28 protein-coding genes are annotated in these 24,660 nt (G+C 68.8%); 14 read left to right on the forward strand and 14 right to left on the reverse strand.

Annotation, left to right across the window (positions count from 1 at the left end):
- Positions 1-17 precede the first annotated feature (17 nt).
- Positions 18-2,327: a bifunctional diguanylate cyclase/phosphodiesterase gene (locus tag GBB76_RS03005; RefSeq protein WP_162375460.1), complete on the forward strand. Its 2,310-nt coding sequence runs from the start codon at positions 18-20 to the stop codon at positions 2,325-2,327.
- Complete coding sequence (locus GBB76_RS03010) at positions 2,324-3,142, forward strand: YdcF family protein (protein WP_246669016.1); 819 nt, start codon at positions 2,324-2,326, stop codon at positions 3,140-3,142. Before GBB76_RS03005 ends, GBB76_RS03010 begins: the two co-directional genes overlap by 4 nt.
- On the opposite strand, the gene GBB76_RS03015 is transcribed toward GBB76_RS03010, so the two are convergent.
- A complete protein-coding gene (locus GBB76_RS03015; RefSeq protein WP_152301914.1) occupies positions 3,139-3,429 on the reverse strand; it encodes a DUF3253 domain-containing protein in 291 nt (96 codons plus the stop codon). The genes GBB76_RS03010 and GBB76_RS03015 overlap by 4 nt on opposite strands.
- Positions 3,422-4,102, reverse strand: a complete 681-nt coding sequence (locus GBB76_RS03020) for a DUF599 domain-containing protein (protein WP_152301915.1) — start codon at positions 4,100-4,102, stop codon at positions 3,422-3,424. The genes GBB76_RS03015 and GBB76_RS03020 overlap by 8 nt, the downstream gene beginning before the upstream one ends.
- 607 nt (positions 4,103-4,709) lie before the next feature.
- Between GBB76_RS03020 and GBB76_RS03025 the strand changes: the two genes are divergently transcribed.
- The 3 genes from GBB76_RS03025 to GBB76_RS18700 all read left to right on the forward strand — a co-directional run bounded on the left by GBB76_RS03025 (position 4,710) and on the right by GBB76_RS18700 (position 6,084).
- Positions 4,710-5,384, forward strand: a complete 675-nt coding sequence (locus GBB76_RS03025) for a glutathione S-transferase family protein (RefSeq protein WP_152301916.1) — start codon at positions 4,710-4,712, stop codon at positions 5,382-5,384.
- 30 nt (positions 5,385-5,414) lie between these two features.
- The gene (locus GBB76_RS03030) at positions 5,415-5,849 is read left to right on the forward strand and encodes a DUF1489 family protein (protein ID WP_152301917.1); all 435 of its coding nucleotides are present in this window, start codon (positions 5,415-5,417) and stop codon (positions 5,847-5,849) included.
- Between the two features lie 64 nt (positions 5,850-5,913).
- The gene (locus tag GBB76_RS18700; protein WP_202911157.1) at positions 5,914-6,084 is read left to right on the forward strand and encodes a hypothetical protein; all 171 of its coding nucleotides are present in this window, start codon (positions 5,914-5,916) and stop codon (positions 6,082-6,084) included.
- Positions 6,085-6,097: 13 nt separating this feature from the next.
- Here GBB76_RS18700 and panC read toward each other — a convergent pair whose 3' ends face one another.
- Positions 6,098-6,958 carry a pantoate--beta-alanine ligase gene (gene panC, locus GBB76_RS03035; RefSeq protein WP_152301918.1) on the reverse strand — a complete coding sequence of 287 codons (861 nt, stop codon included), beginning with the start codon at positions 6,956-6,958 and terminating at the stop codon, positions 6,098-6,100.
- A 130-nt stretch (positions 6,959-7,088) separates the two neighbouring features.
- On the opposite strand from panC, the gene GBB76_RS03040 reads away from it, so the two are divergent.
- Positions 7,089-7,802 (forward strand): VWA domain-containing protein, encoded by a 714-nt coding sequence (locus GBB76_RS03040; RefSeq protein WP_152301919.1) that lies wholly within the window; start codon positions 7,089-7,091, stop codon positions 7,800-7,802.
- Positions 7,799-8,497 carry a DnaJ domain-containing protein gene (locus tag GBB76_RS03045; protein WP_152301920.1) on the forward strand — a complete coding sequence of 233 codons (699 nt, stop codon included), beginning with the start codon at positions 7,799-7,801 and terminating at the stop codon, positions 8,495-8,497. The genes GBB76_RS03040 and GBB76_RS03045 overlap by 4 nt, the downstream gene beginning before the upstream one ends.
- Before the next feature lie 9 nt (positions 8,498-8,506).
- Here GBB76_RS03045 and GBB76_RS03050 read toward each other — a convergent pair whose 3' ends face one another.
- On the reverse strand, positions 8,507-10,189 hold the full coding sequence (locus GBB76_RS03050) for a D-alanyl-D-alanine carboxypeptidase (protein WP_246669017.1): 1,683 nt from the start codon (positions 10,187-10,189) through the stop codon (positions 8,507-8,509).
- A 381-nt stretch (positions 10,190-10,570) separates the two neighbouring features.
- On the opposite strand from GBB76_RS03050, the gene GBB76_RS03055 reads away from it, so the two are divergent.
- From GBB76_RS03055 to GBB76_RS03075, 5 genes are all read left to right on the forward strand, one after another.
- Entirely contained in the window at positions 10,571-10,909 is a 339-nt protein-coding gene (locus GBB76_RS03055; RefSeq protein ID WP_152301921.1) for a phasin family protein, read from the forward strand.
- A 264-nt stretch (positions 10,910-11,173) separates the two neighbouring features.
- Positions 11,174-11,509: an ATP-dependent Clp protease adapter ClpS gene (gene clpS / locus GBB76_RS03060; RefSeq protein WP_152304734.1), complete on the forward strand. Its 336-nt coding sequence runs from the start codon at positions 11,174-11,176 to the stop codon at positions 11,507-11,509.
- 31 nt (positions 11,510-11,540) lie between these two features.
- Positions 11,541-13,979 carry an ATP-dependent Clp protease ATP-binding subunit ClpA gene (clpA, locus tag GBB76_RS03065; protein ID WP_152301922.1) on the forward strand — a complete coding sequence of 813 codons (2,439 nt, stop codon included), beginning with the start codon at positions 11,541-11,543 and terminating at the stop codon, positions 13,977-13,979.
- Positions 13,980-14,218: 239 nt separating this feature from the next.
- The gene (locus GBB76_RS03070; protein WP_246669018.1) at positions 14,219-14,917 is read left to right on the forward strand and encodes an AzlC family ABC transporter permease; all 699 of its coding nucleotides are present in this window, start codon (positions 14,219-14,221) and stop codon (positions 14,915-14,917) included.
- Positions 14,914-15,261, forward strand: a complete 348-nt coding sequence (locus GBB76_RS03075) for an AzlD domain-containing protein (RefSeq protein WP_152301924.1) — start codon at positions 14,914-14,916, stop codon at positions 15,259-15,261. The genes GBB76_RS03070 and GBB76_RS03075 overlap by 4 nt, the downstream gene beginning before the upstream one ends.
- 10 nt (positions 15,262-15,271) lie before the next feature.
- Here GBB76_RS03075 and GBB76_RS03080 read toward each other — a convergent pair whose 3' ends face one another.
- From GBB76_RS03080 to GBB76_RS03095, 4 genes are all read right to left on the reverse strand, one after another.
- Complete coding sequence (locus GBB76_RS03080; RefSeq protein WP_152301925.1) at positions 15,272-15,694, reverse strand: HIT family protein; 423 nt, start codon at positions 15,692-15,694, stop codon at positions 15,272-15,274.
- Positions 15,695-15,785: 91 nt separating this feature from the next.
- Positions 15,786-17,081, reverse strand: coding sequence for a GNAT family N-acetyltransferase (locus tag GBB76_RS03085; RefSeq protein ID WP_246669019.1), 1,296 nt, complete (start codon positions 17,079-17,081; stop codon positions 15,786-15,788).
- Between the two features lie 107 nt (positions 17,082-17,188).
- Complete coding sequence (locus tag GBB76_RS03090) at positions 17,189-17,947, reverse strand: glycerophosphodiester phosphodiesterase family protein (protein WP_152301927.1); 759 nt, start codon at positions 17,945-17,947, stop codon at positions 17,189-17,191.
- Between the two features lie 8 nt (positions 17,948-17,955).
- Positions 17,956-18,417, reverse strand: a complete 462-nt coding sequence (locus GBB76_RS03095) for a RidA family protein (protein WP_152301928.1) — start codon at positions 18,415-18,417, stop codon at positions 17,956-17,958.
- A gap of 146 nt (positions 18,418-18,563) precedes the next feature.
- Here GBB76_RS03095 and GBB76_RS03100 point away from each other — a divergent pair, with 146 nt between their 5' ends.
- Positions 18,564-19,382: a cell envelope integrity EipB family protein gene (locus GBB76_RS03100; RefSeq protein WP_152301929.1), complete on the forward strand. Its 819-nt coding sequence runs from the start codon at positions 18,564-18,566 to the stop codon at positions 19,380-19,382.
- Here GBB76_RS03100 and GBB76_RS03105 read toward each other — a convergent pair.
- The gene (locus GBB76_RS03105) at positions 19,339-20,718 is read right to left on the reverse strand and encodes a DNA polymerase IV (protein WP_152301930.1); all 1,380 of its coding nucleotides are present in this window, start codon (positions 20,716-20,718) and stop codon (positions 19,339-19,341) included. The genes GBB76_RS03100 and GBB76_RS03105 overlap by 44 nt on opposite strands.
- 24 nt (positions 20,719-20,742) lie before the next feature.
- A complete protein-coding gene (locus GBB76_RS03110) occupies positions 20,743-21,051 on the reverse strand; it encodes a DUF3572 domain-containing protein (RefSeq protein WP_152301931.1) in 309 nt (102 codons plus the stop codon).
- A 107-nt stretch (positions 21,052-21,158) separates the two neighbouring features.
- Here GBB76_RS03110 and GBB76_RS03115 point away from each other — a divergent pair, with 107 nt between their 5' ends.
- The gene (locus tag GBB76_RS03115) at positions 21,159-21,530 is read left to right on the forward strand and encodes a response regulator (RefSeq protein ID WP_152301932.1); all 372 of its coding nucleotides are present in this window, start codon (positions 21,159-21,161) and stop codon (positions 21,528-21,530) included.
- Positions 21,531-21,843: 313 nt separating this feature from the next.
- Here GBB76_RS03115 and rpmG read toward each other — a convergent pair whose 3' ends face one another.
- The 4 genes from rpmG to GBB76_RS03135 all read right to left on the reverse strand — a co-directional run bounded on the left by rpmG (position 21,844) and on the right by GBB76_RS03135 (position 24,644).
- The gene (rpmG, locus tag GBB76_RS03120) at positions 21,844-22,011 is read right to left on the reverse strand and encodes a 50S ribosomal protein L33 (protein WP_013166321.1); all 168 of its coding nucleotides are present in this window, start codon (positions 22,009-22,011) and stop codon (positions 21,844-21,846) included.
- 130 nt (positions 22,012-22,141) lie between these two features.
- Complete coding sequence (locus GBB76_RS03125) at positions 22,142-23,299, reverse strand: MFS transporter (RefSeq protein WP_152301933.1); 1,158 nt, start codon at positions 23,297-23,299, stop codon at positions 22,142-22,144.
- A 134-nt stretch (positions 23,300-23,433) separates the two neighbouring features.
- The gene (locus tag GBB76_RS03130) at positions 23,434-24,174 is read right to left on the reverse strand and encodes an NUDIX hydrolase (RefSeq protein ID WP_152301934.1); all 741 of its coding nucleotides are present in this window, start codon (positions 24,172-24,174) and stop codon (positions 23,434-23,436) included.
- A gap of 14 nt (positions 24,175-24,188) precedes the next feature.
- A complete protein-coding gene (locus GBB76_RS03135) occupies positions 24,189-24,644 on the reverse strand; it encodes a DUF983 domain-containing protein (protein ID WP_152301935.1) in 456 nt (151 codons plus the stop codon).
- Between the last annotated feature and the right edge of the window lie 16 nt (positions 24,645-24,660).

Raw genomic sequence — 24,660 nt, forward strand, 5'->3', positions numbered from 1 at the left:
GCCGGTCGGAGGAGCGGATGGGGGCGCCCGAGAGGGATCGTCTGGCCTTCCAGTTGAGGGACGAGGCGGCTGCGGACGCGGCCGCCGTTTCCGTGATCCCGCGCCGGCGGTTGCGGGCGGGCGACGGCATGATCCTCGCGGTGGCGCTGGTGATCCTGGCGGCCGTGATGGTCATGGGCGCCTTCGCCCTCGTCGCGGCCGAGCGGATCGACATCGCCGCCCGCGAACGCTGGAGCCGGCTGGTCACGGATGCGCTCCAGCGCCGCGCGTCCTTCCTCGAACGCGACCTGTCGAGCTTCGCGCACTGGGACGAGTCGGTGCTGCGCACCGCCTATTTCCTCGACGAGGAATGGGTCGACCAGAACTTCGGCAAGTGGCTCTACAACACCCAGCGCCACGATCGCTCCTATATCGTGCTCGAAAGCGGCCCGGCCTATGCGTCCGTCGACGGTGTCGCGATGGACCTGTCGTCGGCGCCCTACGACGCCGACGCGATCGCTCCGCTCGTCGCCGGCGTGGCGGCGGCCTTCCGCGACCAGCTTCTCGCCCTCAAGACCCTGCAGGACGGGGAGCCGCGCGGGCGCGACAATCCGCCGGTGTTCCGCGCCGGCTACATGCGCGTGGAGGGCCGGCCGGCGCTGGTCGGCGCCATCAGCATCATGCCCGATTACGGTCGCGTGGTTTCGCCCTCGCGCGTTCCGCCGGTGGCCGTGACCGTCCTGTTCCTCGAACGGCGCTTCCTGAGCGATCTGGTCGGCGAACTGCACATGGTCGCTCCCAGGGTGTCGGACGAACCGCCCGAACCGGGCCGACAGGGGGTTGGCATTCCCTTCCAGGACCGTCAGGCACGGCCGGCCTGGCTGACCTGGGAGCCGCAGAATCCCGGCCGGGAACTGCTCTCAGCGCTGCTGCCGGCGCTCATCGGAACCGCCGCGCTGCTGCTCGCCGTCGCGGCCATCGTGCTGTGGTACGCCCGCCGGGCCACAAAGGAGCTTACCGAAAGCGAGGAGCTGGCCTCGCGTCTGGCCTATACGGACCCGCTCTGCGGCCTCGCCAACCGGACCATGCTGATGCGCACGCTGGGCGAGAGGCTGCGGCGGGTCGACCGCTACAACCGTCTGGCGCTGATGTTCCTCGATCTCGACGGCTTCAAGGACATCAACGACACGCTCGGCCATCATGTCGGCGACCTGCTGCTCGCCGAGATCGGCCAGCGTCTGGGCCGGTTGCCGTTCAAGGGCGTGCTGGCCTCGCGCTTCGGCGGCGACGAGTTCGTGATCCTCATCTCCATCGACAAGGACACCGAAATCGCCGAGGCCGGCGAGATCATCCTCGACACGATCCGCCAGCCGGTGCGGGTGGGCGGGCAGACGCTGGTGGTGAACGGCTCCATCGGTTGCACCGTGGCGCCCGATCACGGCCTCGACGCCATCGAACTGATCCGCCTCGCCGACATCGCGGTCTACCGCGCCAAGGCCGAGGGGCGCGGCAACGCGCAGATCTTCGCGCCCAGCATGGAGCGCGAAGTCATGCGGCGGCGCGACCTCGAGATACAGCTGAGGCGGGCGCTGGCCGGCGGCGAACTGACCATCTACTACCAGCCGCAATTCGCCGTCGACGGCGAGGTCGTCGTCGGCTTCGAGGCGCTGGTGCGCTGGCTCGACCCGACGCGCGGCATCGTCTCGCCCGGCGAGTTCATTCCCATCGCCGAGCAGACCGGGCTCATTACCGAGCTGGACATGTGGGTGCTGCGCAATGCCTGCGCCCAGGCGCGCGACTGGGGCGGGGTGAAGCTCGCGGTGAATCTCTCGCCGGTCGACTTCCGCCGGCGCGATCTCGATCAGCAGGTGAAGCAGATCCTCGAAGAGACCGGCTTTCCCGCCGACCGGCTGGAGATTGAGATCACCGAGAACCTGCTCTTCGGCAACCAGCCGGAAGCCTTCGCCTCGCTCGCCGCCCTGCGCCGCATGGGCATCCGCGTGGCGCTGGACGATTTCGGCAGCGGCTACTCCTCGCTGGGCTATATCCGCCGGTTCCGCGTCGACACGATCAAGATCGACCGCGCCTTCACCCAGAACATCGGCCAGAGCGACGACGCGGCGGCGATCATCGATTGCGTGGTGCGGCTGGCGCGCGCGCTGGCCATCACGGTCACGGCCGAGGGCGTCGAGACGCGCGAGCAACTGCGCTACCTGCAATCGGTCGGCTGCCATCACGTGCAGGGCTATCTGCTGGCCGGCCCGGTGCCCGTCACCAGCATCAACCGCTATCTTGAGCGTGTGGTGCCGGCCTCGACCTCGCCGGCACGCACCCGCGTGGTCCTGTGACGGATCCCGGCGGCCTTTTCTTCGTCGCCTCCAAGCTCGTCTGGATGGTCGCCGTGCCGTCGACCTTCCTCGCGCTGCTGGCGGCTTGCGGGCTGCTGCTCGCGCTGCGCTGGCGACGGGTGGGCGGCTGCCTTGCCGTCCTCGGCGTCGGCGGGCTGCTGCTCGTCGGCCTCGGCCCGTTCGGGCGTGTCCTGCTGCTCGCGCTGGAGGACCGTTTCCCCGCCTATGTCGACGATGGCGGCCGGGTCGATGGCGTCATCGTTCTCGGTGGCGCCGAACTGCCCGCCATCACCGCCGCGCGCGGGCAGCCCTCCTTCCAGGAATCCGCCGAAAGGATACTGGCCATGGGCGAGCTGGGGCGCCGCTACCCGCAGGCCCGCCTCGTCTTCGCCGGCGGCAGCAGCAGCCTCGGCACGCAGCCGATGCAGGAGGCCGAGGTCGTCCGTCGGGCGCTGCCGCAGATCGGTCTCGACGAGGGGCGGGTCGCCTTCGAGCGTACCTCGCGCAACACGGCGGAGAATGCGCGTCTCGCCCGCGCATTGATCCAGCCGAAACCGGGCGAGCGCTGGCTGCTCGTCACCTCGGCCTTTCACATGCCGCGCGCCGTCGGCTGCTTCGAGGCGGCCGGCTTCCCGGTCATTGCCTATCCCGTCGATTTCCGCACCACCGGCGAGGCCGGATGGCTGCGCCCCTTCGATTCGGTGGCGCAGGGGCTGGGCTTCTTCGATCTCGCGCTGCGCGAATGGGTGGGGCTGGCCGCCTATTACCTGACCCGGTGGATCGCCAGTCCGTTCCCGGCGCCGCCGCCGAACTAACCCTGCGGCGGCAGGCCGAGCCGGTAGACGCCGCGCAGCTCCGCCGGATCGACCGGCTTGCCCTTCCGATAGATGACGAGCCGGCCGGCCCCGGCGAGCCTCACCGCCGCCCGGCGGACGAGCGGCAGCAGGCTCTGCCAGTCGGGGCCGGTGGCAAGGCTGCGGGCCACTTCCTCGGGCGCCACGGACCGCCCCGCGCCCGGTTGCGCGGCGACCGCGAGGATGGCGGCCTCGGCCGCCTCTTCGGAGGGGCGGACGGTGCGTTCGCCCGAAGAATTGTCATTCACTGTCGAGTACCCAATGCGAATCCGGCCCGAACTGCCGGTTGACCATGACCAGGAAGATGGCGACCGTCGCCGCCATCAGCGCCCAGCCGTTGATGTACCAGCCGAGATAGGCGATGGCGAAGAAGAAGGAACGCTGTCCGCGATTGAAATGGCGGCCGGCGACCGTCGCCATGCGGGCGAGCTTGATCACATGCGCCTGCGCCTGCGGCGTGGCGGCCTCGGAAGGCGGCGGCGTCGAGCCGAGCAGGATGGTCGTGTAGTTGAACAGCCGGTAGGCCCAGGCGAACTTGAAGAAGGCGTTGGCGAAGATCAGCGTCAGGCCCAGCGTCTTCAGTTCCCAGCCCGACCGGTTCGACTCTACGAAGGGCAGGTCGCGGAAGATCGCCATCACCGCGTCGGTGGACTGGAGGATGGCCAGCGAGGCACCGATGGCCAGCAGCGAGGTCGAGGCGAAGAAGGCGGTTCCGTTCTGCAGCGCAGCAACGATCTGCGCGTCGACGATGCGGTTCTCGCGCGCCAGCATGCGCTGCGTCCACTGCGTGCGGAACACATCCATGCGGCGGTTGAGCGAGCGCGTCTCCGCCCATCTCCCCTCCATCATGCCGTGATAGGTGATCCACGCGAGGGCGAAGACCGCGAAGGCGAGCGCGTCGATATAGCTGAACCCGAACATGGCCTTGCCTGCTGCGCCCCGCGTTTCGCCGGCGCCGGTGCGGCGGGCGGTCGCGTGCATGGTGAGGCGGGAGCGGCCGGCTTTCAATAGGCGCGGCGCGGGGAGGCGGCGGCCCTGTCATGAGCCTGTCATGCGTGCCGGGCGGGTCTGTCCTGCGGCGCCGGAAGTGGAATGTGGCGTTTTCGCGATTGCGAAATCGGTAACGTTTCATTAAGTGTTGTTGCAGCTAGCGCCTGCGCCGAGTCGAACTCGCGAGGCCGCGCGGCGAACGAAACGTTCCGAGGATCAACATGAATTCGGTATCCGAGCACTCCTGTTGGGGAGTTGCGCGTTGGGCCGTTGTCGCCTTTCTGGCTGGCGTTGCCCTTGTCTACCTTTTCGGCGGTTTCCAGGCGGTCCAGACCGTCGCCAGCTGAGGCATTCCGGTCCTAGGCGGCCGAGAGCAGCCACCCTGAGAGTTTTATGACGGCTCGGCCCGCAAGGCCGGGCCGTTTGCTTTTCGGCTCCCGCGATCACGCGGATTGATCGCCGCCATAAGCGTCATGCGTTTGCGCCGGCGCGGCATTTGCCCGAACCTGCCGCCGATCCCCTCCCAAGGAGAAACACGGTGGCGCTCAGGCTCATCATCGGAAACAAGAACTATTCCTCTTGGTCGCTGCGTCCCTGGCTGGCGCTGACCGCGCTGGGTATCCCGTTCGAGGAAATCCTCGTCCCGCTCGACGCGCCCGATTTCAAGGAGCGCGTGCGCGAGCATTCGCCGGCCGGCCGGGTGCCGGTGCTGATCGACGGCGAGGCGGTGGTGTGGGAATCCATCGCCATACTCGAGCACCTCGCCGAGCGCTTTCCCGACAAGGGCGTCTGGCCGTCCGATCCGGCGGCGCGGGGGCATGCGCGCTCGCTGGCCACCGAAATGCATGGCGGCTTCGGCGCGCTGCGCGGTGCCGCGCCGATGAACCTCTGGCGTCCGATCGAGCCGCGCGCTCTGCCGGAGGAGGCGCTCGCCGATGTCCGCCGTATCACGCGCCGCTGGAACGAGGCGCGTGCCCGGTTCGGGGCCGGCGGCGATTTCCTCTACGGCGCCTTCTGCGGCGCGGATGCGATGTACGCCCCCGTCGCGACGCGGCTGCGCACCTATGGGGTCGCGCTCGACCCGGTGGCGGACGCCTATGTCGACGCCATCCACGCGCACCCGGCCTTCGTCGCGTGGAAGGAGGCGGCGCTGAAGGAAACCGGGGCACTGCCGGAGGACGAGGTCGACTGGCCGACCGTCAAGCGCGTATAGAGGGGCGTCACTCCCCATGCGAGCCGTGCCATGCCGCTCCACCTCCTGAAGCTCTGCGTCGGCGCCGAGTCCATCGAGGACCTGGAGGAGTGGATTGCCGAGAATCTCGCCGGCAAGACGGCGCGCGGCGAGACGGCCGAGCAGGTGCACACGACCCGTATGGTGCCCACGCGCATGACCGAGCTGCTGGACGGCGGTTCGCTCTACTGGGTCATCAAGGGCGAAGTGGCCTGCCGCCAGCGCCTCACCGGCATCCGCCCCTTCGTCGACGGCGACGGCATCCGCCGCTGCCATCTGGTGATGGAGCCGGTGGTGCACCGGGTGATGCCGCGGCCGAACCGGCCCTTCCAGGGTTGGCGCTACCTCGCCGACAAGGACGTTCCGGCCGATCTGGCGGCGGGAGGCGACGCGCCGGCGCTGCCGGACACTCTGCGCCGCGAGCTGCGCTCGCTCGGCCTGCTCTGACCGATGTCGGACCCGAAGGCCGCCTTCCGCGTTGTCGTCCTGACAGCGAGGAAAGGAGAGACCGATGGTGCAGGATTCGGATGATCACCGCGTCGTTAGGAATGGCGAGGCCGTGGTGAAGGCGGACACCGAGGAGCGGCAGGCCGTCGAGGTGCGCCCGATGCGTTATGTGCTCGGCATCGGGCTGGCGCTGGTCATCGTCGGCATGGCGATCAGCTATTTCGGCGTCGTGTGACGCGAAACGCGGATCAGCCCGGCACGGCGAGATTGTCGATCAGCCGCGTCGCGCCGATGCGGGCGGCGACGAGGAGCCGGATCGGACCGTCGGACCGGGCCGCGACCGGCGCCAGCGTGGCGGCGTGGCGGGCCTCCAGGTAATCCAGCGCGAAGCCGGCGGCGATGACCGCGTGGCGCGCCGTCTCGACGCTCGCGGCGATATCGGCGCCGCCGGCGATGTCGGCCGCCGCCGCGCTCAACGCGCGATGCAACGCCGGAGCGCCGGCGCGATCCTCGGGCGAGAGATAGACGTTGCGGGAGGAGAGGGCGAGGCCGTCCGCCTCCCGCACCGTCGGCACGCCGAGGATGCGCACCGGCAGGTCGAGGTCGCGCGCCATGCGGGTGACGACCTGAAGCTGCTGGTAGTCCTTCTGGCCGAACAGTGCCACGTCGGGCGCCGCCTGACCCAGCAGCTTGGCGACCACGGTCGCGACGCCGGCGAAATGGGTCGGGCGGAAATCCGTCTCCAGCCCCAGCGCCGGCCCGGAAAGCGAAACGGTGGTGGCGAAGCCTTCCGGGTACATCTCCGCGACGTCGGGCACGAAGGCCAGCGCGACACCGGCGCCTTCCGCCTTGTCGAGGTCCGCCTCCAGCGTGCGCGGGTAGCGGCCGAGATCCTCGGTCGGGGCGAACTGGGTCGGGTTGACGAAGATCGAGACGATCGCCCGCGTCGCGTGCGCCTTCGCAGCTTCCATCAGCGCGACATGGCCGGCATGCAGCGCGCCCATGGTCGGCACCAGCGCCACCGTCTCGCCCGCCGCCCGCCACCGCGCCACCTGTTCGCGCAGCTCGGCGACGGTGTGGACGGTGCGGATGTTGCGCGGCGTGGCCATGTTCGGCTCCCCTGTCGTTCGGGCGGCGGAAGCTAGCAGAGCGGGAAGGGGGGTCAACCATCGGCGAGGGCCCCTGTTCGCCGGCCCCACCGGCCCGCTACACTCGCCGCGAATCCGCACGGGCATCCGCATGGCCATCGAGAAACGCAAGGACACCGCCCCGGCCGCCGTCTCGGCCGACATCGCCGCCTTTCTGGCGGAGGTGGAGCAGCGCGTGCCGCTGACCGCCGAGCGGCGCGGCAGGCTGATCTTCGCCCTCGACGCCACGTTGAGCCGGCAGCCGACATGGGACATGGCCTGCGGCCTGCAGGGAGAGATGTTCGATGAGGCGTCGAAGATCGGCGGGCTCGACATCCAGCTCGTCTATTACCGGGGCATTGGCGAATGCCGGGCCTCGCCCTGGCTGGCGGACGGCGGCAAGCTGGGCGCGCTGATGGCGCGCATCGACTGCCAGGGCGGACGCACGCAGATCGGCCGCGTGCTGCGCCATGCCGAGGCGCAGGCCGGCAAGGGGCCGGTCGGGGCGCTGGTGTTCGTCGGCGACGCGCTGGAGGAGCCCATCGACGCGCTCTGCGCCGAGGCTGGGCCGCTCGCCCTGCGCGGGGTGCCGGTGTTCATGTTCCAGGAGGGTGCCGATCCGGCGGTGGAACGCGGCTTCCGCGAGATCGCCCGGCTCACGCGCGGCGCCTATTGCCGTTTCGACGCCGGCGCCGCCGCCGAATTGCGGGCCTTGCTGCGGGCGGTGGCGAGCTACGCGGCGGGCGGCTCGAAGGCGCTCGCGGCGCTGGCCGGCAGTTCTCCCGGCGCCCGCCGGTTGATCTCGGCGATGCAGGATTCGCGATGATCAATCTGCTGGTCGGGGCGGCCATCGTCGCCTTCATCTTTTACGGCCTGAAGGCGTTTGGCCGCGCCGACGCGAAGGCGCTGGCCCGGCTCGGGCGCCGGGTCGGCGGCATGGCCCTGCTTGCCATCGCCGGCTTCGTGGGGCTGCGCGGCCATATCGAGACCGCGCTCCCCCTGGGGCTTTTCGGACTGTCGCTGATCGGCTGGGACATTCGCGGCGCGTTGCCGTGGTCGCGCGGCAAGGCCAGTCCGGGACGAAGCTCGAAGGTGCGTACCGCCGCGCTCGACATGGAGCTCGACCATGACAGCGGGCGGCTCACCGGCAAGGTGATCGCCGGTCCGCTGTCCGGCACGGCGCTCGACGCGCTGGACGTGCCGACTCTCGCGCGCCTCGCCCTCGACGTGGACGCGGAGAGCCGGCAGCTACTCGAAGCTTATCTTGACCGCCGGTCGCCCGGTTGGCGTGAACACGCTGATGGCGACGCGGGCCGGCGGCGCACTGATCCGGCGCGCCGTAGCGCGATGACGGAAGAGGAGGCCTACCAGATCCTGGGGCTTCAGCCGGGGGCGGGGGCGGACGAGGTCCGCAAAGCCCACCGATCCCTTATGAAGAAACTCCATCCCGATCAGGGCGGGTCGAACTATCTCGCCGCCCGGGTGAACGAAGCCAAGGACATCCTGCTCGACGGGCATTGAACCCTCCCGTCAGTTACGGAAAACCATACAGCCGAAGTCGCTCCGCTTGAGCGCCTGGCAGGCCCTGCGCGCGGCCGACTCCTGATCGAAGCCGGCGAAGCGGGCGCGCACGATCTTCGTCGAGCCCTTCACGGCTTCCTCGGTGTAGGCGTCGACCTTGGAGAGGGCGCCGGGCGCCTTCTGCTGGGCCTTGGCGATCTGGGCGCGGGCGTCCGCCTCGCTGCCGAAGGCGCCGATCTGGATCGCCCAGCCGGAGGGCGGCGTCGCCGCCCGCTCGGCCTGCTCGGCCTCCTGGCGCGGAATCTCGGTCGGGCCGGCGCTGGCAAGCTGCACCTGCTGCTTGATGGCGCGCTGGGCCGGGGCCGCCTGAGCCTGCGTGGCGCCGCTGGACTGGCCGCCGGAGAAGGACAGCGTGCCGAGAATGCCGGGCTGATTGCTGAAGCTGGCAGTAGGGGCGGTCGGGCGGGCGATGGCGACCGTCTTCACGGCGACGGGTACGATGGGGGCAACAGAACCGGCGGCCGGTCCGTCGGCTGCGGTCTGGTTGCCACGGACAGGCGGCGGCAGGGGGGTGGGCACCGAGGCGGTGACGTCAGCGTCCGAGACCACCGAGGCCATGGCGACGCGCGGATTGGCGGCGGGAACGGGGATGGTGGCGCGCGCCTGGGCGTTGGCCGGTGCGGGAACGGGCAGCGGAGCCGGATCGGCCGAGGCGAGCGCCACCGGCGCGCCGATCTCCTCGTCTGAGCCAGCGCCGGTCGGGGCACTGTTCATGCGAGCGACGGTCTGGCGGCCGGCAAAGGCGCGGGGCAGGTGCCGGTTGATCAGTGCGACCATCTTGTTGTCGCGCGCACCGGCGCTGGTGCCGCCGAGAACGACCGCGATCACGTAGCGGCCGTCCACCTTGACGCTGGTCAGCAGGTTGAAGCCGGAGGCGGCGGTGTAGCCGGTCTTGATGCCGTCGACGCCTTCCACCCGTCCGAGCAGGCGGTTGTGGTTGCGGATGGCCACGCCGCGATACATGAAGCTGCGCTCCTCGAAGTAGCCGTAGTACTTCGGGAACCGCTCCTGGACCGCACGGCCGAGGACGGCGAGGTCGCGGGCCGTGGTGACCTGCTGCGGGTTGGGCAGGCCGTTCGGGTTGCGGAAGGTGGTGCGGGACATGCCGAGCTGGCGGGCGCGGCGGGTCATGAGCTGGGCGAAGCTGGACGAGTCGCCAGAGATGTTCTCCGCGATGACCACCGCGACGTCGTTGGCCGAGCGGGTGACGAGCGCCTGGATGGCGTCCTCGACGGAAATAGTGGTTCCGGGCTTCACGCCAAGCTTGGACGGCTGCTGGGAGGCGGCATAGCGCGAGACGCGCAGCGGCGTATTGAGCCGCATCTTCCCGGATTCAAGCTGCTCGAACAGGAGATAGAGCGTCATCACCTTGGTGACGGAAGCGGGATGACGCAGGGCGTCGGCGTTCTCGGCGTCGAGAACGCGGCCCGTATTGGCGTCCATGACGATATGGGAATAGCCGCGATGCCAGGTGCCGCTCGGAGCGGCCGTACGTGTGACGGTCGCCTTGCTGCGTGCCGTCTTCTTTTTCTTCGACGCCGCTTCCGAGGCACCGACCCCGATGAGGGAGACCGCCAACACCGCCACGGCGGCACGCATGACAAGCGTGCCGACAATTCCCGGAACCCGCATCTACTCGTCCCGCTACTCTAGCCGGCTTGCGCCGGAACCCAACGCGCCCGGCAGGGCTTCTCTCGTCGCGCCACCTTTGTGGGCCGCGCGGCGAGCCGGATCGGTTAAGGAACCCTGCCGAACCATCACTTCCCAAACCTTAAGAAGGGCGCGGTTACAAAGTCGTAAAGAACGGCTTTCAAGCGTGTGGATGTGGCGAGAAGAAGGGGCGGGGGTGGCGATGCCGCGATGCCGGGGCCACACGCCGCTCATGTTGCGCTGCACAATTTCGCTTGACGTCGAATGGTGCGGCGCAGTACACAGGGGTCAGGGAGAGTTCCCGGGCGCGTGCGGCTGAAAAAGAGCGCAACGCGTGTGGCGACACGACAGGAGTTGGCTCAAATGGCTCAGAATTTCGACGACATCCAGAAGCTCGGCAAGGACAACATGGACCTCGCGGTCAAGAGCTTCGGCACCGTTTCCAAGGGCTTCCAGGCGATCGCCGTGGAAGTCGCGGACTACTCGAAGAAGTCCTTCGAGGAAGGCACCGCGACGGCCGAGAAGCTGTTTGGTGCCAAGACCCTCGACAAGGCGGTCGAGATCCAGTCCGACTATTTCAAGAATGCCTATGAGGGCTTCGTGGCCCAGGCGACCAAGATCGGCGAGCTTTACGCCGACCTCGCCAAGGAGAGCTACAAGCCCTACGAGAGCGTTCTCGGCAAGATTCCCGGAGCCAAGTGAGAGCTGGCTTCCAGCCCTCCACGCTTGCTTTCGCAAGGCCCGGCGGCAACGCCGGGCCTTTTGCGTTTCGGCGACGGGCGGTACGTCACCGAGGCTCAGGCCACCGTGCCGCCGGGCAAATTGTCACCGTATTGCGACAGCGGGAGCGCACGGCGCCTCTGGCGTCTGCGGGGGGGCATACATATTATAACCCTCATGAACCGGCGCGCCGGTTTGGGGAAAGCCTGAATGTCCGACCTGTACACGTCCGATCCACGTGCAACGATGATGGCTGACGACGAGCGTCGACGGCGCGGCGACAACGCGCCCGGCACGGCGGTCATCACCCGCACCAAGCCGCAGGCGAAGCGGCCAAATCTCTACCGGGTGCTCCTGCTCAACGACGACTACACGCCAATGGAGTTCGTCGTGCACGTGCTCGAGCACTTCTTCACGAAGAATCGGGAGGAAGCCACACAGATCATGCTGCATGTGCATCAGCATGGCGTGGGGGAGTGCGGCGTCTACACCTACGAAGTGGCCGAGACAAAGGTCACGCAGGTTATGGACTTCGCGCGCAAGCACCAGCATCCTTTGCAGTGCGTCATGGAGAAGAAGTGACGCTCCGCGACGGCTAAACGAAGAGGTCCCGATGCCCACCTTCTCCCGCAGCCTCGAGCAGTCGCTTCACCGGGCCCTCGCGCTCGCCAACGAGCGTCATCACGAATATGCGACCCTTGAGCACCTGCTGCTGTCTCTGGTCGACGACCAGGACTCGGCGGCGGTGATGCGCGCCTGCAATGTCGACCTCGACAAGCTCCGTCGCAACCTCGTCGAATATATCGATACCGAGCTGGACAATCTGGTGCAGGATGGCGGCGAGGATTCCAAGCCGACCGCCGGCTTCCAGCGTGTGATCCAGCGTGCCGTCATCCATGTGCAGTCCTCCGGCCGCGAGGAAGTGACCGGCGCCAACGTGCTGGTCGCGATCTTCGCCGAGCGTGAGAGCCATGCGGCCTATTTCCTGCAAGAGCAGGACATGACCCGCTACGACGCGGTCAACTACATCAGCCACGGCATCGCCAAGCGCGCCGGCATGTCGGAAAGCCGTCCTGTGCGGGGCGCCGAAGAGGAGACGGAGACGAAGACCGGGGAGGAGACCAAGAAGAAGGCCGATGCGCTCGAAGCCTATTGCGTCAACCTCAACAAAAAGGCGCGCGAGGGCAAGATCGATCCGCTGATCGGCCGTGACGGCGAGATCCAGCGCACCATCCAGGTGCTGTGCCGCCGTTCGAAGAACAACCCGCTCTTCGTGGGCGATCCCGGCGTGGGCAAGACTGCCATCGCCGAGGGACTCGCCCGCCGCATCGTCAACGGCGAGGTGCCGGACGTGCTCAGGAAGGCCACCGTCTTCTCGCTCGACATGGGCGCGCTGCTGGCCGGCACCCGCTACCGCGGCGATTTCGAGGAACGCCTCAAGCAGGTGGTCAAGGAAATCGAGGCCTATCCCGACGCCATCATGTTCATCGACGAGATCCACACGGTGATCGGCGCCGGCGCGACCTCGGGCGGCGCGATGGACGCCTCCAACCTGCTCAAGCCCGCGCTGGCCTCCGGCACGCTGCGCTGCATCGGCTCGACCACCTACAAGGAGTACCGCCAGTACTTCGAGAAGGACCGCGCCCTCGTGCGCCGCTTCCAGAAGATCGACGTGCCGGAGCCGACCGTGCCGGACGCCATCGAGATCCTGAAGGGCCTCAAGCCCTATTTCGAGGACTACCACCGGCTGCGCTACACCAACGACGCCATCAAGGCGGCGGTGGAGCTTTCCGCGCGCTACATCCATGACCGCAAGCTGCCGGACAAGGCGATCGACATCATCGACGAGTCGGGCGCGGCGCAGATGCTGCTGCCCGAGGCCCGGCGCAAGAAGATCATCGGCGTCAAGGAGATCGAGGCGACCATCGCCACCATCGCCCGTATCCCGCCCAAGACCGTCTCCAAGTCCGACACCGAGATCCTCGCGGCGCTGGAGACCACGCTGAAGCGCGTCGTCTACGGGCAGGACAAGGCCATCGAGGCGCTGTCCTCGGCCATCAAGCTCGCCCGCGCCGGGCTGCGCGAGCCGGAGAAGCCGATCGGCTCCTACCTGTTCTCGGGCCCCACCGGCGTCGGCAAGACCGAGGTGGCCAAGCAGCTCGCCTCCAGCCTCGGCGTCGAGCTGCTGCGCTTCGACATGTCCGAGTACATGGAGCGGCACACCATCTCGCGGCTGATCGGCGCGCCTCCCGGCTATGTCGGCTTCGACCAGGGCGGCCTGCTGACCGACGGCGTCGACCAGCACCCGCACTGCGTGCTGCTGCTCGACGAGATCGAGAAGGCGCATCCCGACCTGTTCAACATCCTGCTGCAGGTGATGGACCACGGGAAGCTGACCGACCACAACGGCAAGCAGGTGGATTTCCGCAACGTCATTCTGATCATGACGACCAATGCGGGCGCCGCCGACCTGTCGAAGTCGGCCTTCGGCTTCACGCGCTCCAAGCGCGAGGGCGACGACGTGGAGGCGATCAACCGCCTGTTCGCGCCGGAGTTCCGCAATCGCCTCGACGCGATCATCCCCTTCGCGCATCTCACCAACGAGATCATCGCGCTGGTGGTGGAGAAGTTCGTGTTGCAGCTCGAAGCTCAGCTGGCCGACCGCAACGTGACCATCGAGCTTTCCGACGATGCGACCGCCTGGCTGGTGGAGCGTGGCTACGACCAGCAGATGGGCGCCCGCCCGATGGGCCGGGTGATCCAGGAGCACATCAAGAAGGCGCTGGCCGACGAGGTGCTGTTCGGCAAGCTGCGTTCGGGCGGCCATGTCCGCGTGGTGCTGAAGACCGACGAGGAGGGCGAGACCTCGCTCGGCTTCGAGTTCCCCGAGGGCCCGATCACGCCCAAGCCGGAGAAGATCGCCCCGGCCAAGCCCAAGCGCGCCCCGCGCCGCAAGGCGCCGGCTTCCAAGGCCAAGAAGCCGGCGGGTGCCGCCGGACGCGCCAAGCCGACAAGCTCGCGCGTGCCGAAGGTGCCGCTGGTCAAGGCCTGATCCCGCTCCTGGAAGGCGAGGGACGAATGTAAGAGCCGCCCGCGGGTCACGCCGCGGGCGGTTCGATTCCGGGGGCACGTCCTCGTCGTTGCCTGACATGGCAGCCATGCGCGCGGCACCGCGCCGGCGTCGGATGGGTCGCTTGACGCCGGGAACCGGGGGGCCGATGTAGCGCGGGCGTCGAGATGAGCGTTATGCATTCAGATCCCCCATCGCCCGTTCCGGTCCCGCGCCGCCCTGTGTACTGGTTCCTGCGCGGCCTCGCGGCCTCGCTTCATGTCCCGGGCATCGTGCTCATCGTGACGTTCGTCGGCTTTGGCGGGCTCTTGCACGATCTCGGCTTTCCCGTCGGGGCGGGGCTTCTCTCGACCGTGCTGGTCTGGGCCCTGCCGGCGCAGGTGATCCTCGTTGGCGGCCTCGCGGCGGGCAGCTCGCTGCCGGCGTTGGCGCTGGCGGTGTGCCTGTCGGGGGTGCGGCTGCTGCCGATGGTCGTGTCGCTCATGCCGCTGATGCGCGGACCGCGCCCCAGCCTGTGGCGGGAGCTGGTCTGCGCCCATTTCGTCGCGGTGACGATGTGGGTGGAGGGTTTCCGCCTGCTGCCGAAGGTGGATCCCGACGGCCGCCCGGCCTTCGCGACCGGACTCGGGCTCGGGCTGTCGGTCCTCTCCATGTTCGGCACCGGGGTCGGCTTCTTTCTCAGCCACACGCTGCCCGGGCCGCTGGCGGTGGCGCTGCTTCTGCTGACGCCGATTTCCTTCACCATCCTGCTCGTGCGCAATGCGCGCCACACGGTGGACTGGCTCGCCATCGGGCTCGGTACCGCCATCATACCGCTGGCGGCGGGTTCGCCGGGCGGGCTCGACCTGTTCTGGGCCGGTGTGGGTGGGGGAACGCTGGCCTTCCTGATCGACCGCTATCGCCCGAGGCGCGCGCCATGAGCGGCCTGAGCGAGTTCACCGCCGTGCTGATCGTGATCTTCATCGGCTTCCTGCCGAACGAGGTCTGGCGCGTGCTGGGCGTGCTGTTCGGCCGGCGCATCGACGAGGACAGCGCCGGCATGCGCTGGGTGACGGCGGTGGCGACGGCGCTGCTTGCCGCCGTGGTGGCCCGCCTCGTGCTGGTGCCGAGCGGCGCACTGGTGGCGCTGCCGCTCTGGCTGCGCGTCGGCGCGGTGGCCGGCGGCATCGCCGGCTTCCTCGCGGTGCGCCGCTCCGTGCTGGCCGGCGTGCTGGTGGCCGAGGCGATCCTCGTCGTCGGCGCCTGGTGGCTCGGCGTGGCGTGAGCCGGGCGGCTCAGCCCTCCAGCGCCGCCGTAAGCGCGGCCGCCTGCTCGGCCAGAACTTCCGGCGTTTCCTTGTAGGAGAGCGGCGCGCGCAGCTCGACGCCGCTCTGGCGCGGGATTACATGGACATGCAGGTGAAACACTTCCTGCCCGCCGGCGGGCTCGTTGTGCTGGGTCACGGTGATGCCCTCGGCACCGAACGCCTTCACCTGCGCCTGTGCGATGCGCTGGGCGGCAGCGGCGACCGCCGCCAAATCCTCCGGCGCGACGTCGAGCAGGTTGCGGGTGGGCGCCTTCGGGATCACCAGCGTGTGGCCAGGCGCGCGCGGGAAGATGTCGAGAAAGGCGAACACCTTCTCATCCTCATAGACCTTGAAGGCGGGCAGCTCGCCGCGCAGAATCTTGGCGAAGATGTTGCCGGGATCGTAGGTCATCGCGAATCCTCCCTGTCGGCGGGGCGTGGAACGCGGCGGCCCGCCGGACAAGCCTGATCGCAAGCCGCGCGATGCGGGTCAAGGCTCCCGCTCACGGTTCGTCGTCGGCCCGGGTGCCGGCATGGCGGAACGGCCCGAGTTCGCTCAGTTCCTCGCCCGTCTCGGCGATGTAGCGGCGCTCGCGCTCGAGATAATGGGCGACGGCGGCGCGGAACTGCGGATCGGCGATGTAGTGCGCCGAGTGCGTCGTGACCGGCATGTAGCCGCGCGCCAGCTTGTGCTCGCCCTGCGCGCCGGCCTCCACGGTCGAGAGACCGCGCGCGATGGCGAAGTCGATGGCCTGATGGTAGCAGACCTCGAAATGCAGGAACGGATGGTGCTCGATCGCGCCCCAGTGCCGGCCATAAAGCGTATCCGCGCCGATGAAGTTGATGGCGCCGGCGATCCAGCGTCCGCCACGCTTGGCCATGACGAGAAGGATGCGGTCCGCCATCCGCTCGCCGATCAGGCGGTAGAAGTCGCGGTTGAGATAGGGGCGGCCCCATTTGCGCGAGCCGGTCTCCATGTAGAAGGCGAAGAAGGCGTCCCACACCTCTTCCGTCAGATCGGCGCCGGTGAGCGCGTGGACGGTGATTCCGTTATCCAGTGCCTCGCGCCGCTCGCGCCGTATCTGCTTGCGCTTGCGCGAGGCGAGATCGCCGAGGAACGCCTCGAAATCGTCGTAGCCGCGATTGTGCCAGTGGAACTGCTGGTCGGTGCGCGGCAGGAAGCCTTCCGCTTCCAGCGCCTGCGCATCGGCGTCGGTCAGGAAGGTGGCGTGAACCGAGGAGACCTGGCGCAGCCCGGCCAGCGCCACGAGGCCGCCGGCCAGCGCTGCGCGCACCGTCGCCGCGTCGGCGCCGGGCGCGGCCAGCAGGCGAGGGCCGGTTGCGGGGGTGAACGGCACCGCCACCTGGAGCTTGGGGTAATAGCGCCCGCCGGCACGCTCGAAGGCTTCCGCCCAGCCATGGTCGAACACGTATTCGCCCTGCGAATGCGACTTGAGATAGGCGGGGCAGACGCCGACGATGCGGCCTTCGGGGTCTTCCAGAACGAGGTGCTGCGGCAGCCATCCGGTCTGCGCCGACACCGCGCCGGACTCTTCCAGCGCGGAGAGAAAGGCGTGGCTGACGAAGGGATTGGCAGGGCGCTGCTGAACCGCCGCGCAACCCGCCTCAGGCACCGCGCGATGTTGTTCACGCACGGCGCGAACTTCATCTATCAAAGGCTTAGGGGGAGTTTCTGATGTAGGGTGCGAGGCGCCGGGGTTGGCGCAGCCATCCCAGGCATCGGGCGACAGCGCGCGGATTTCGCTCTCGACGCGGAGGCGGAAATTCTCGTCAGGCATGGATGAGGCTCGGCGGGACGGCGGGAACGATGGGCCCAATGTGCGCGTCCCCGATGCCGAGCGGAAGGGTGCTCACGCGATCGCGACGGCAGAGGCGCCGGCCCGGCTCAGGGCAGGAAGCCCTCGAAGATCATCTGGTCGGCATGCCGCGCGGCAACCGCGCGGTCCTCGGGCGTACGCACCGTCCAGGTCAGCAGCGGCAGCGCGACGGCGTGGCGGGCCAGCGAGACTGCCGTCGACGGCAGCTCCCGGACGTAATGGGCCACGAAATCCGGCCGCGTGCGCGGGAAATGCAGCAGGTTGCCCCAGGCGAACTTGGTCGCGGGGGAAAGGAAATCCCATTCGGGATCGTCGTAGCGGTGTTCCATGGTGATGCCGCGCGGGATGTGCGGGGCGAGGCGGCGCACCGCCGCGACGAGATCGGGATCGAACGACATCAGCGCCGCCGGCCCGTCATAGCCGGCCAATATCTCGGCGGCGCGGGCGGCGACGGCGGTGTCGCCGTCGAAGCGGCTTTTCAGCTCGATGACCAGCGGCACCCGCCCGCCGACGCGGGCGAGAAGCTCGCCCAGCGTCATCATGCGGTCGCCGGTGTCGCGCAGGTCGAGCGCCTTGAGCGCGGCGGCGGTCAGCGCCGCCGCCGGCCCGGTGGCGGTGGTCAGCCGCTCCAGCGTGTCGTCATGGAACACCAGCGCCTCGCCATCGGCGGAAAGCTGGATGTCGACCTCGATGGCGTAGCCGCGCGCCAGCGCCGCATCCACGGCGGACGGCGTGTTCTCGATCACGCCGCGCGCGGCATCGTGCAGCGCGCGGTGGGCGACCGGGCACGCCGTCAGCCAGGCGGGAGCGTTGGGCTGGAGCACCATGGACGGTCTCAGGCGAACTCGACGACCGCCTCGACCTCGACGCTGACATTGAACGGCAGCGCCGCCACGCCGACCGCCGAGCGCGCGTGCCGGCCGGCATCGCCGAACACCTCGACGAACAGGTCCGAGGCGCCGTTGACGACCTTGGGCTGGTCGGTGAAGTCAGGGGCGGAATTGACGAAGCCAACCAGCTTCACCACCCGCTTCACCCGGTCGAGATCGCCGAGCGCCGCCTTCATCTGGGCGATCAGGTTGATGCCGCACTGGCGCGCGGCGGCGCGGCCGGCCTCGATATCGGCCTCGCTGTTGAGCTTGCCGGCCATGAACTTGCCGTCGGCCACCGAGATCTGGCCGGAGATCCACAACAGATTGCCGCTGGTGACTGTCGGCACATAGTTCGCCGCCGGCGCGGTGGCGGCGGGTATGACGATGCCGAGGGCCGCGAGCTTGGCGTCAACCGTTCCAGACATGGGGTTCTCCTGCTATCGTGCTGATTGTGTGCCGGCGTGCGTCGGACGGCGCCCGTCCCGCTATCGCCACTTTCGAAGGGTGATGTTTGGCGGATCGGTTCGCTGTTCGCAAGCCGCGTGTGGGGCCTCCCGGGAGCCGAGTGACTATGCCTTTCGTCCGATCCTCAAGTGCCGTCGCCGCCCTTGTCCTGCTCTCCGGCTCGGCCCTGCCGGCCGCCGCCATCCAATTGACGCCGCACCGGGCGACCTACGAGATTTCCCTGGACGGCACCAAGCCGGCCAACCGGGTCGCGGGCGCCGAGGGGCGGATCGTCTACGAAATGCGCGGCAACCCCTGCGCGGGTTACTCGGTGCAGCTACGCCAGAACACGGATCTTCTGACCGAGGGCGGACGGGTCAACAGCGCGGTCTCGACCGCGACCTGGGAGGATGGCGAGGGCAATGCCTATCGTTTCCGCGTCACCAACACGCTGAATGGCGAGACGCCCGACGAGGCCGACGGCGTGGCCGAGCGCCGGGACGGCCGGCTGGTGGTCAAGGCGACCAAGCCGGAGCAGGACGAGCGCCAGCTCGGCTCCAACATCATGCTGCCGACCCAGCACGTGCTGCGCCTGATCGCCGCCGCCGAAAAGGGCGACTCGGTGCTCGACGCCAAGGTCTTCGACGGCTCGCCGGACGCCAAGAAGGTCTATGACACGCTCTCGGTGATCGGGCGCGGTGTGAGCGACGCGAAGGGGCTGGAAGACGCGGCCACCACCGCCGACCTGGCCGGCCGCACCCGCTATCCGGTGACGATCAGCTATTACGAGCGCGGCGCCACCAGCCAGACGCCGGACTACATCATCAGCTTCGACATGTTCGACAACGGCGTGAGCCGGAACCTGAAGCTGGACTATGGCGAGTTCGCCCTGCGTGGGAAGCTCACTTCCTACGAGGCGCTGCCGAAGGAAGAGTGCGCGAAGTAGGCGCGCCCGTATCGTCGGGAGCCGAGGTCTCGTCCGGCTGGTTGCGGTGCGGCTGCTCGGCGCCGCGCCGTCGCGGGGCGTCGAGCGCGATCCCCCGGTCGATGATCTCCTTGCCGAAGCGCGCGCGCAGCGTGTCGGTGGCGAGTTCGGCCAGCCCGCGCTTGGTCGCCTGCGTGTCGATCAGGTCGGCGGGGTCGGCGAGGGCCGGATCGCTCAGCTCCGAGACCCCGACGCCGATCAGCCGGAAGTGCCGCCCGTCCGCCTCCCGCGCCAGCAATTCGCGGGCATGGTCGAAAATGCGGTGGGCGAGGCGGGTCGGGTCCTCCAGCGAGCGCGCGCGGGTGATGAGGCGGAAATCGGAGGTCTTCAGCTTGAGCGTCACCGTGCGGCCGGCGAACCCCGCCGCCTTGAGGCGGTCGGAGAGCTTGCGCGTCAGCCGGTAAAGCTCCTGCTCCAGCGCGCGGAAATCGGCGATGTCGGTGTCGAAGGTGGTCTCCGTCGAGACGCTCTTGGTTTCGCGCTCGGGATTGACCGGCCGGTCGTCGATGCCGCGCGCGAGGCGGGCGAGGCGCAGCCCCTCATTGCCGAAGCGCCGCATGAGCGTCACCTCGTCCGCTGCCTGAAGGTCGGCGATCAGCCGGAAGCCCTCGCGGGCGAGGCGCTCCTGGGTCGCCTTGCCGACACCCCAGATGGTGCCGACGCTGCGCGGGGCGAGAAAGGCGACGGCTTCCGCACCGCCGATGACGGCGAAGCCGCGCGGCTTGTCGAGTTCCGAGGCGATCTTGGCGAGAAACTTGTTCGGCGCCAGCCCCACCGAGATGGTCACGCCGATCTCGGCCTCGATGGACCGCGCCAGCCGGGCGAGCGCGCGGGCGGGGCTCACGCCGTGCAGGCGCTCCGTGCCGGCAAGATCCAGGAATGCCTCGTCGATGGAGAGCGGCTCGACCAGGGGCGTCAGGCTGAGGAAACGTTCCCGGATCTGGCGGCCGACGGCGACGTATTTCGCCATGTTGGGCTTCACCACCACCGCTTCGGGACACAGCGCCAGTGCCTTGAACATCGGCATGGCCGAGCGCACGCCCTTCACGCGGGCGAGGTAGCAGGCGGTCGAGACCACGCCGCGCTTACCGCCGCCGATGATGACCGGCACATCGCGCAGGGACGGGTCGTCGCGCTTCTCCACCGCCGCGTAGAAGGCGTCGCAGTCGATATGGGCGACGTGGAGCGCGTTCAGCTCGATGTGACGCAGCACGCGCGGGCTGCCGCAATGCAGGCAGCGCGGCGCCTCGCCCGCATCATTCAGGCAGTCGCGGCAGAAGGCCGGAAGCCGTGGCATGGCCGCTCTCCGAAGAGGCTCGCCTCAGTCCTCGCCAATCCCGGCGTGGGCGAGGATCTCGCGCGCCGCCACGACATGGCCGGGGTCGATCCCGGCTTCGCCGGCATAGGAGACCAGCAGGTCCTGGCGGTTGATCAGGTAGTCGAGCAACGCCACATGAAACGCCGTCGAGCCTGCCACGCCGCGCAGATCCGCCGGCGACAGGCCGCTCTCCGCGAGGAAGGGGCCGATCCTTTCGGGGTCGCCGGCGAGAAAGCCGAGCGCGCCGAGGCCAACCTCGCGGGCGGCCTCGATGGTGGACAGGGAGCGGGAGCGGGTAGGGCGGCTTCTCATTTCCGGTTCCGTAAGGAATGCACGCGTAAAGCTAACCTATCGGCGGCGGATGCGTGAGCGAATCCGCCCACAGTCCCGCTGCCGTCGATCCGAGGATCCAGCGACCGATGCCCAAGACCATTCTGATCGTTGAGGATAACGAGCTTAACATGAAGCTCTTCAACGATCTGCTCGAAGCGCATGGCTACAGCACGGTCGGCACCCGCAACGGCATCGATGTGCTGGGGCTCGCGCGCCGCCACCGGCCTGATCTGATCCTGATGGACATCCAGCTTCCCGAAGTGTCGGGCCTCGACGTCACCCGGGCGCTGAAGGCGGACCCGGAGCTGAAGTCGATCCCGGTCATCGCGGTGACGGCCTTCGCCATGAAGGGCGACGAGGAACGCATCCGCGAGGGCGGCTGCGAGGCCTATCTGTCCAAGCCCATCTCGGTCGGCAAGTTCCTCGAAACGGTCCGGCAGTTCGTCCCGGTCGGCTGACCCGTCCGCCCGGCGAATCGCCACCATCGCCCCCACAATCCGTTTGCTTTCCGGAAGGGTTGCGATAGCTTTTCGGGCGGGTAACCGCTTGCCCTACGGAATGCTCGGGTCCGCCGCATCTCCTGGGCCCGTGGGGTTGGTCGGCGGGCGATGGCTGCGGAAGGCCTCTCCGCTTATCGTCCGCCGATTCCATTCCTCCGCAAGATCCCGAAATCCTTGTCCGCAAACACGAACCGGCCGGAAACGAAAAAAGGCGCCTTGCGGCGCCTTTCGCGTCTTCCGGGCCGGGCGTGCCGGCCGGCGTCGGCTCAGATCACTTGATCTTGCCTTCGCGGAACTCGACGTGCTTCTTCGCGACCGGATCGTACTTCTTGACGACCAGCTTGTCGGTCATGGTGCGCGAGTTCTTCTTCGTCACGTAAAAGAAGCCGGTGTCGGCGCTCGACACGAGCTTGATCTTGATGGTCGTTGCCTTGGCCATGACCGGGTCTCCTGGGAGCGTGGCATTCGAACGTGGCCCGCCACGCCGAAGAAATCATGATCGCGCGGCATCTCTGCCGCTCGTTGGCGTCCGTATCCGTGATCGGCGCGCGAATGTCAAGGAACGCCGCTCAGCGATCGCGCCAAATCTGCCCGGCGACCACCAGTACATAGACCAGCAGGAACGCGCCGATCGACCAGGCGAAGCCGTGCGGTTCCAGGATCTGCATGCCGCCGCCTACCGCCGTCGGCCCGACGGTGAGGCCGATGGAATAGAGCATGACGAAGGCGGCGTTGGCGGTGGCGAGAGCGGCGCCGTTGAAGCGGGCGCCGAGCAAAGCGAGGCCGACCGTGTACAGGCCGGCAACGATTCCCGTGGTGAGAAACACCGTCATCCACATCGCCCAGCCGTCGATGGCCAGATGTGGAATCAGGAACGAGCCGACCACGCCGATGCTGCCGCAGACGAGCAGCAGCCGGCGCCGGTCGACGCGGTCGCTCAGCAGCCCGAGCGGAAGCTGCAACCCGACATTGCCCAGCTCGGCAATGGTAAGCAGCAGCGCGGCCTGTCCCTCGTCGAGCCCGCGCCGCAGGCCGTAGAGCGGCAGGAAGTTGATCATGCCGGTTTCCACCGCGCCGAAGATGAAGGCGGCGAGCGTGGCCGCCGGCGCAACCAGCATCAGCGCCCAGACGCCGCCCGAGCTTTCCTTCTCGATGGCCGGTGCCCCTGCGGCCCCGATCATCACCGGGACGGCCGCGAGGGCGAACAGGGCGGCGCCCACCAGATAGGGCGCCCAGCCATGCGTGCCGACGAGGCTCAGCACCGCCGGCCCGCCGGCGAAGCCCATGGACAGCACGGTTCCGTAGATGCCGATGACGAGGCCGCGCCGGTCGTTGGGGGCCGCCGCGTTGATCCAGAACTCGCTGACCACGAACAGCACGCACAGCGCCGCGCCGAAGATGAAGCGCAGCGGGAACCAGAGCGCGAACGATTCCGTGACCTTGAACGCCAGCAGGCTCGCCGCCGCGCTGAGGATGGCGGCGAACAGCAGCGGCCCCGCGCCGAGCCGCCGCACGAGATTCGGCAGGAAGGGGGCGACCGCGATGGTGGCGATGCCGCCCATCGCGGTGTTGATGCCGATCCAGGTGCTGGAGATGCCGCGATCGTGCAGTTCGAAGGCGAGCAGGGGGATGGACAGCGCGAGGCCGAACCCGACCGCGGATATGGCGCCGATGGCCGCGGCGATGGACGCGATGTTCGTGCCGCTGCGGGCGGCGGGGGCATGCATGACGGTCACCCGGACTGCCGGGACGGAAAGTCCCGGGCCGATGCCTCTAGCCGATGGGTGGCGAAAGTCGAATGACTTTTGGCAATGGCAACATGACGGACCCTTCTCGATGCGCCCGCATCGTCAGGTCGCGCTCAGGCCAGCGCCTCGCGGAACACGCGGCCGCGCCGCGTGAAGTAGAACGGCACCGGCTGCCACGGCCGGTTGCCGCCCTTCAGCCGGGCGTCGATCTCCTCGATCATCGCCGCCGTTATGTGCGGCACAGGCGCCTTCCGCGCCTCGTCGAGCGTGAACCAGCCAGCCTCGACGAACTCGGCGTCCGGCCCGACGATGCCCTCCACCGTGTGGGCGACGTTGGAGACGTCCGCCATGAAGAAGCGGGTGTCGAAGCGGCGGGACAGGCGCGGCGGCGTGACGGCGCGGGCGACGAAGGTCAGCGCCTCGAGATTGGGGAACAGGCCCGCCTCGGCGAAGGCGCTCCATGCCACGGGCAGGCGCTCGGGCGTGCCGGCCTCGCGCGTGCCGATCAGCAGCCCGGTTTCCTCGAAGGTCTCGCGTATGGCGGCGAGCGCCAGCGCCCGCGCGCGGGCGGCGCTGGGCCGGGTGACGCGGGCGAGCAGGCGGCGCTCGCTCTCCGCGTCGAGCATGCCGTAGACGGGCACGCTGCGGTCGCCGGCATCGACCCGCCCGCCCGGAAAGACGAACATGCCCGGCATGAAGCGCAGCGCGGGATTGCGCCGTCCCAGCAGCAGGCGCGGGGTGCGGCGCGAGCGGTCGACGAGGATCAGCGCGGCGGCGTCGACCGGCCGGATGACCGGATGCACCGCGTCGCGCGTCTCGAGGGCGAAGCGTTCGGAGACGTCGGTAAGGGACATCGAGGAAGGGGGCGTCAGGAGGATTTGAGGGCGGCGGGCGCGGGCGCCAGCGCCGCCTCGTCGCGGCGGCTGGGCGGCAGGTCTTCGCGTTCCGGATCGGCGGGGTCGAAGCCATGCATGCGCAGCGCCCACTGGTAGCCGATGAGCGCGCCCTTCACCGGCGGCAGCAGCGCCAGCGAGAGGATGAGCGTCAGCGGCAGCCAGACGATCAGATGGAGCCACAGCGCCGGGTGCAGCGCCATCTCCACCGCCAGCAGCAGCGGCACGATGATGTGGCCGACAATGGTGATGACCATGTAGGGCGGGGCGTCGTCGGCGCGGTGGTGCCACATTTCCTCGCCGCAGGCGGGGCAGTGCTCGTTCACCTTCAGATAGGACGCATAGAGCGCGCCCTGGCCGCAGGCCGGGCAGCGCATGCGGAAACCGTTGACGAAGGCGGGGCCGACGGCCCGCGCGGGCAAGCTCTTCATCGTGTCGCGCCTCCCG

Source organism: Ancylobacter sp. TS-1 (assembly GCF_009223885.1).
In the GTDB taxonomy this organism is placed as follows: Bacteria; Pseudomonadota; Alphaproteobacteria; order Rhizobiales; family Xanthobacteraceae; genus Ancylobacter.

Excerpts from the sequence above, each read along its gene's own strand:
- rpmG (WP_013166321.1), bottom strand. The coding sequence starts at position 22,011 with ATGGCCAAGGCAACGACCATCAAGATCAAGCTCGTGTCGAGCGCCGAC.
- GBB76_RS03045 (WP_152301920.1), top strand. The coding sequence starts at position 7,799 with ATGATCAATCTGCTGGTCGGGGCGGCCATCGTCGCCTTCATCTTTTAC.
- GBB76_RS03110 (WP_152301931.1), bottom strand. The coding sequence starts at position 21,051 with ATGAGAAGCCGCCCTACCCGCTCCCGCTCCCTGTCCACCATCGAGGCC.
- GBB76_RS03005 (WP_162375460.1), top strand. The coding sequence starts at position 18 with ATGGGGGCGCCCGAGAGGGATCGTCTGGCCTTCCAGTTGAGGGACGAG.
- clpA (WP_152301922.1), top strand. The coding sequence starts at position 11,541 with ATGCCCACCTTCTCCCGCAGCCTCGAGCAGTCGCTTCACCGGGCCCTC.
- GBB76_RS03095 (WP_152301928.1), bottom strand. The coding sequence starts at position 18,417 with ATGTCTGGAACGGTTGACGCCAAGCTCGCGGCCCTCGGCATCGTCATA.
- GBB76_RS18700 (WP_202911157.1), top strand. The coding sequence starts at position 5,914 with ATGGTGCAGGATTCGGATGATCACCGCGTCGTTAGGAATGGCGAGGCC.
- GBB76_RS03130 (WP_152301934.1), bottom strand. The coding sequence starts at position 24,174 with ATGTCCCTTACCGACGTCTCCGAACGCTTCGCCCTCGAGACGCGCGAC.
- GBB76_RS03075 (WP_152301924.1), top strand. The coding sequence starts at position 14,914 with ATGAGCGGCCTGAGCGAGTTCACCGCCGTGCTGATCGTGATCTTCATC.
- GBB76_RS03030 (WP_152301917.1), top strand. The coding sequence starts at position 5,415 with ATGCCGCTCCACCTCCTGAAGCTCTGCGTCGGCGCCGAGTCCATCGAG.
- GBB76_RS03055 (WP_152301921.1), top strand. The coding sequence starts at position 10,571 with ATGGCTCAGAATTTCGACGACATCCAGAAGCTCGGCAAGGACAACATG.
- panC (WP_152301918.1), bottom strand. The coding sequence starts at position 6,958 with ATGGCCACGCCGCGCAACATCCGCACCGTCCACACCGTCGCCGAGCTG.
- GBB76_RS03040 (WP_152301919.1), top strand. The coding sequence starts at position 7,089 with ATGGCCATCGAGAAACGCAAGGACACCGCCCCGGCCGCCGTCTCGGCC.
- GBB76_RS03105 (WP_152301930.1), bottom strand. The coding sequence starts at position 20,718 with ATGCCACGGCTTCCGGCCTTCTGCCGCGACTGCCTGAATGATGCGGGC.
- GBB76_RS03090 (WP_152301927.1), bottom strand. The coding sequence starts at position 17,947 with ATGGTGCTCCAGCCCAACGCTCCCGCCTGGCTGACGGCGTGCCCGGTC.
- GBB76_RS03050 (WP_246669017.1), bottom strand. The coding sequence starts at position 10,189 with ATGCGGGTTCCGGGAATTGTCGGCACGCTTGTCATGCGTGCCGCCGTG.
- GBB76_RS03135 (WP_152301935.1), bottom strand. The coding sequence starts at position 24,644 with ATGAAGAGCTTGCCCGCGCGGGCCGTCGGCCCCGCCTTCGTCAACGGT.
- GBB76_RS03020 (WP_152301915.1), bottom strand. The coding sequence starts at position 4,102 with ATGTTCGGGTTCAGCTATATCGACGCGCTCGCCTTCGCGGTCTTCGCC.
- clpS (WP_152304734.1), top strand. The coding sequence starts at position 11,174 with ATGATGGCTGACGACGAGCGTCGACGGCGCGGCGACAACGCGCCCGGC.
- GBB76_RS03115 (WP_152301932.1), top strand. The coding sequence starts at position 21,159 with ATGCCCAAGACCATTCTGATCGTTGAGGATAACGAGCTTAACATGAAG.
- GBB76_RS03085 (WP_246669019.1), bottom strand. The coding sequence starts at position 17,081 with ATGCCTGACGAGAATTTCCGCCTCCGCGTCGAGAGCGAAATCCGCGCG.
- GBB76_RS03080 (WP_152301925.1), bottom strand. The coding sequence starts at position 15,694 with ATGACCTACGATCCCGGCAACATCTTCGCCAAGATTCTGCGCGGCGAG.
- GBB76_RS03100 (WP_152301929.1), top strand. The coding sequence starts at position 18,564 with ATGCCTTTCGTCCGATCCTCAAGTGCCGTCGCCGCCCTTGTCCTGCTC.
- GBB76_RS03125 (WP_152301933.1), bottom strand. The coding sequence starts at position 23,299 with ATGCATGCCCCCGCCGCCCGCAGCGGCACGAACATCGCGTCCATCGCC.